Genomic DNA, 3,589 nt, shown 5'->3' on the forward strand with positions numbered 1-3,589 from the left:
GGCGTGGGGTGGGCTCCGGGGAAGGGCGGTGAGGAGCGGAGCCGCGTGCCGCTCCGGAGCGCCCGCCGCGATGCTCAGGACAGCCGGACGCCCGTCAGCGCGAGGCCCGCGGCCGCCGCCGCGACGGCGAGCGCCGCCGTGCCGACGCCGTACCCCAGGCCGGCCGCCCAGCGCCGGTCGAGCAAGAGCCGCGCGGTCTCGACGCTCGCCGTGCTGAACGTGGTGAAGCCGCCGAGCACGCCCGTCCCGAGCACGGCCCGCCACACCGGGTCGAGGACGCCGGCCAGCACGAGCCCGGTGACGACTCCGAGCAGCAGCGACCCGCTGACGTTGATCAGCGCGGTGCCGACCGGCCAGCGCGCCGGCACGAGCGACCGCGCGACCCCGTCGACGACGAGCCGTGCGGCCGCTCCGACTCCGCCCGCGAGAGCGACCGCGAGCAGCAGGCCGGGCGTCACGCCGCCGCCCTCCGCCGCCCCGCGACCGCGATGCCCAGCGCCGCGGCGAGCACGCCCAGCACGAGCGTGCCGCCGGTGTAGAGCAGGTACTCCACGACGTGGCCGCCCTCGAGCAGCGCGACCGTGTCGAGCGAGAAGGTGCTGTAGGTCGTGAATCCGCCCAGCACGCCGGTGCCGAGCAGGAGGCGCAGGGTGCGGCGCCCGCCCTCGTCCGGCCCGCGCCGCGCCAGCGCCTCGAGCAGGAGGCCCAGGAGGAACGCGCCCGGCAGGTTCACGGCGAGCGTCGCGACCGGCACGACGCCCAACGGGGGCAGTGCGGCGCCGATCGCGGCGCGGGCAGCCGTGCCGACGGCTCCGCCCGCCGCGACGAGGAGGATCGCGGAGGGGCGCAGGTGGAGGGGTCGCGTCACTCCGCGAGGTCCCAGGGCGCCGGGCGCGACGGGTCGCGGTCGGCGCGCGGGACGACGAGCACGGGGCGGTGCTGGCGGTGCGCGAGGTGGGCGGCGACGCTCCCGCTGAGGAACTCGGCGATGCTCGCGAGCACGCCCGCGTCGCGGGTGCCGACCACGATCATCCGTGCGTCGACATCCTCGGCGACCTCGGCGAGCGCCAGGGCGGGCTCGCCCCGTGCCGCGCGCAGCGACCACTGCACGGTGCTGCCGTCCAGCTCGTGCTCGACCGTCTCGCGGAGCCCGGGCGGGAGGGACGGGCCCTCGCCGCGGTCGGCCGCGGCGCCGACGAAGCCGAGCGGGATGCCGCCGGTCATCGGATCGACGTACTCGCCGACGAGGTACGGATCGGCCGAGACCGACACGAGCAGCAGGGCGGCTCCGGCGTCGGCGGCGACGCGGGCGGCGGTGCGCAGGACCTCGGGTCGCTGGCCGTCGACGATGCCGACGAGGACGGGCCCGGTGGGGGTGGGTGCGGTCATGAGGAGCTCCTTCCCGGTTGCGCCCCATCCTGGCACCGCGCGGGCGCGAGCGGTCGGAGCATCCGTGCCGGATCCGTCGTGATCGTTCCGTTATGCGCGGGCCTCGGGCTAGAGTGGCTCGTCGCCGGATCCCCACCGGCCCCCGACCCCCCGTCACCACCGTCATCCGAGGAGAACGCACGCGTGTCGAAGCCAGGCATTCCCATCCCTGAGGAGAGTGCCGGCACCCCGACCACTGCACCCCTGACCCGACGCGAGGCCCGCGAGGCCGAGCGCCGTGCGGCCCGGGCCGAGACGGAGACGGGCGCGGCGACCGCCGGCACCGCGGTCGAGGGCAGCGGATCGGACGACTCCGCCGCTTCCGCAGGCGCTGGCGACTCCGCGCCCACCGCCGTCGACGCCGCAACGGCCGTGGCGACCGCTCCGACCGTCTCGGTCGAGGTCCCCGCCGTCGCCTCCCCCGCCTCCCGGTCGATCCCGGCCTCACCGCGCCGCGCGTCCGCCTCCCGCCCCGTCGCTCCCCGCGCCGCCGAGCCCGCCCGGGCCCGCGGCCTCAGCCGCCGCGCCCTGGCCTTCGGCACCTTCTCGGTGGTCGGCGGCCTCTTCGCCACGGCCGCGATCCCCGCGTACGGCGCCCGCAGCTCCTCCGCCACCGCGACCGGCCGCGCCGCCGCGAACCGGGTCGGCCTCCAGAACCTCACCGTCTCCTCCGACGCCGCCGGCCAGACCGCCGTCCGCGACGCCTTCGCCGCACCGACCCAGGCGCAGCTCGACGAGGCCAGCCGCCAGGCGGCCGTGCTCTCCGGATCCAACGGCGGCGAGTTCTCGACCGTGCAGACCCGCGCGGTCGGCGACGACTACCCGTGGCCCTACGAGACCATCGACGACGACGGCGGCGGACTCTCGCCCCTCGGCTACTACTACCGCGAGTGCGTCGACTTCGTGGCCTGGCGCCTCAACCGCGACGCCGGCCGCACCTCCGCGCCGTGGAAGTACACGTGGGGGAACATCACCCCGCTCGGCGGCAGCGCCTACGAGTGGCCGGACAACTGGGCCGCGAAGGGCTGGGCGACCAGCAGCGTCCCGATCGTCGGCTGCGTCGCGTGGTGGACCTACAACCACGTCTCGTACGTGCAGAAGGTCAACGACGACGGCACGGTGCTCCTCGAGGAGTACAACTACGGCGGCAAGCACAGCTACGTGACCCGCACCTTCCCCACCGCGCAGGTCCCGCTCTTCCTGTACCCGCCGGTCCTCTAGGGGGCCAGTTCCCGTCCCGCCTCGGCGGGCGGAAGCGTCGCAGTCCCGCTCCCGGCGCGCGTCAGCCGAGCGCGGCGAGGAGGATCGCGAAGGCTGCCGTCGTCGGATCGACGAGCGCCATGTGGTCGGCGTCGGCGAGCTCGTGCAGCTGCACGGCGGGGTGCCGGTCGGCGTAGCGGCGGCTGTAGGTGACGGGGACGTCCTCGTCGAGCGTGCCGTGGATCAGCGTGGTCGGCTGCGGCGGCGCCGGCAGCTGCGCGGGGTCGGCGCCCGGGAGCAGCGCGAGGTCGCCGCCGAGGAGCTCCCCCACGGCGTCGTCGCTGAGGCGGTCGGCGGAGGCGGCGGCCAGGTCGAGCACGCCCGCCAGTGCCACCACAGCGGCGACGTGCGGCGACGGACGGGCGGCCTGCGACCAGACGGCGAGGTGGCCGCCGGCGGAGTGGCCGACGAGGGCGACCGATCCGGCGCCGGGCAGCAGTGCCGGGAGCGCCGCGAGCACGGCCAGGACGTCGTCGCCGGTGCCCGGCCAGCCGCCTCCCGGGTCGCCCGTGCGCCGGTACTCGGGGAGGAGCACGTCGTGCCCGCGGTCGGCCAGTGCCGCCGCGAGCGGCCGGGCGTGCCGCCGGTCCCACCGCGCCCGCCAGAACCCGCCGTGCACGAGCACGACCGGCCGGCGCGCCTCGCCGGGCGCCCCGCGGAAGACGTCCGCGATCTGCTCCGGAGCCTCCCCGTACCGGCGCACCTCGTCCGGCTCGCGCCCCTCCGACTGCTGCATCCCCCCAGTACCTCCCCGCGAGACGCCACGTCGGTGCGCCCGGCACGGCGTGTCGCGTACCGGAGCGGCATCCCGCGGAGAGGGAGGGGACCGCGTCAGGACTCGAACCAGCCCCGGGGGTGGTGGTCGGCCGTGAGGGGCGTGCGCGGGCGCACCGACGTGGCG

At 76.9% G+C, this 3,589-nt stretch carries 5 protein-coding genes; 1 reads left to right on the top strand and 4 read right to left on the bottom strand.

Features of this window, described 5'->3' with window-relative positions; all coding sequences use genetic code 11:
- Positions 1–74: 74 nt before the first annotated feature.
- From C5C10_RS17280 to C5C10_RS17985, 3 genes are read right to left on the bottom strand one after another with little or no spacing between them, the layout of a single operon-like run.
- On the bottom strand, positions 75–458 hold the full coding sequence (locus C5C10_RS17280; RefSeq protein WP_104226584.1) for a CrcB family protein: 384 nt from the start codon (positions 456–458) through the stop codon (positions 75–77).
- On the bottom strand, positions 455–868 hold the full coding sequence (locus C5C10_RS17980) for a CrcB family protein (RefSeq protein ID WP_104313543.1): 414 nt from the start codon (positions 866–868) through the stop codon (positions 455–457). The genes C5C10_RS17280 and C5C10_RS17980 overlap by 4 nt, the downstream gene beginning before the upstream one ends.
- Positions 865–1,389: a universal stress protein gene (locus tag C5C10_RS17985; RefSeq protein WP_181073506.1), complete on the bottom strand. Its 525-nt coding sequence runs from the start codon at positions 1,387–1,389 to the stop codon at positions 865–867. The genes C5C10_RS17980 and C5C10_RS17985 overlap by 4 nt, the downstream gene beginning before the upstream one ends.
- A 183-nt stretch (positions 1,390–1,572) precedes the next feature.
- Between C5C10_RS17985 and C5C10_RS17290 the strand changes: the two genes are divergently transcribed.
- Entirely contained in the window at positions 1,573–2,649 is a 1,077-nt protein-coding gene (locus C5C10_RS17290; protein WP_181073507.1) for a CHAP domain-containing protein, read from the top strand.
- 61 nt (positions 2,650–2,710) lie between these two features.
- Here the strand turns inward: C5C10_RS17290 and C5C10_RS17625 are convergent, their stop codons facing one another.
- On the bottom strand, positions 2,711–3,424 hold the full coding sequence (locus C5C10_RS17625; RefSeq protein WP_146082199.1) for an alpha/beta hydrolase: 714 nt from the start codon (positions 3,422–3,424) through the stop codon (positions 2,711–2,713).
- Positions 3,425–3,589: the final 165 nt, after the last annotated feature.

The sequence above is a fragment of the Rathayibacter sp. AY1A3 genome, from assembly GCF_002930975.1.
Taxonomy (GTDB): domain Bacteria; phylum Actinomycetota; class Actinomycetes; order Actinomycetales; family Microbacteriaceae; genus Rathayibacter.

Bases quoted from the DNA above. Each gene is read 5' to 3' on its own strand.
- C5C10_RS17985 (WP_181073506.1), bottom strand. From the start codon at position 1,389: ATGACCGCACCCACCCCCACCGGGCCCGTCCTCGTCGGCATCGTCGAC.
- C5C10_RS17625 (WP_146082199.1), bottom strand. From the start codon at position 3,424: ATGCAGCAGTCGGAGGGGCGCGAGCCGGACGAGGTGCGCCGGTACGGG.